1 protein-coding gene is annotated in these 697 nt (G+C 59.0%); it reads left to right on the top strand.

Going from position 1 to position 697, the window contains the following annotated elements; genetic code table 11:
- Window positions 1–141 precede the first annotated feature (141 nt).
- The gene (locus A5777_RS17140) at window positions 142–648 is read left to right on the top strand and encodes a DJ-1/PfpI family protein (RefSeq protein WP_064863568.1); all 507 of its coding nucleotides are present in this window, start codon (window positions 142–144) and stop codon (window positions 646–648) included.
- Window positions 649–697 lie beyond the last annotated feature (49 nt).

Raw genomic sequence — 697 nt, forward strand, 5'->3', positions numbered from 1 at the left:
TGGGCACAGCTGGCATCCTTCCAGGCCGCCCGGCAGGGCAAGCCAGATCAGATGTCACCTACTCGTGCACCAGCCCCTCGGAGTGAAGTCACAGGGGTGATGCCTCGACTTCGGGCGGCATCTGGAAGGAATACTTGAGTCATGGCTGATGAATTACTCGGTGCCGCCGTTGCTTTTCTCGTCGCACCCGAGGCAGTTGACCACGCCGAACTCACGTCGTCCTGGCGAATCGTCGAGGAGACAGGCGGCAGACCGTGTCTGTTGTCGATTCGGGATGACACTGTTCGTGCTCTGCGTCGTCTTCCCGCTGCGGACAGCTTCGAGCCCAGTGATGGCCGTCAGGGCGCGACCCCGGTTAGTTTCGATGCGTTAGTGCTGCCTTGCGTGCTTGCGACCCCGGACAGTCTGCGCTTACAAGATGCCGCTGTGAAGTTTGTCCGAGAGTTTTGCGATACGGGTAAGCCCGTCGCAGCTATCGACTACGCATCGGGCGTACTGGTCAGCGCTGATGTGCTCAGCGGCAGAACCGTTACCGCCAACCCGACTCTGGAAGCCGAGATCCTCGGCGTGGGAGGTAGTTGGGTCGACAAATCTATGTTCGTCGACCGAAGTGGTTCATCCGTGCTAGTGTCGCGTGTCGGTAATTAGTTTATGGTTCGTGGTTTGAGAGAATTGGCTATGGCGAATTCTGCGGCCC

Origin of the sequence: Gordonia sp. 852002-10350_SCH5691597, assembly GCF_001665715.1 — a bacterium.
Classification (GTDB): Bacteria; Actinomycetota; Actinomycetes; order Mycobacteriales; family Mycobacteriaceae; genus Gordonia; species Gordonia sputi.

Coding starts and splice junctions, on each gene's coding strand:
- A5777_RS17140 (WP_064863568.1), top strand. CDS start 142: ATGGCTGATGAATTACTCGGTGCCGCCGTTGCTTTTCTCGTCGCACCC.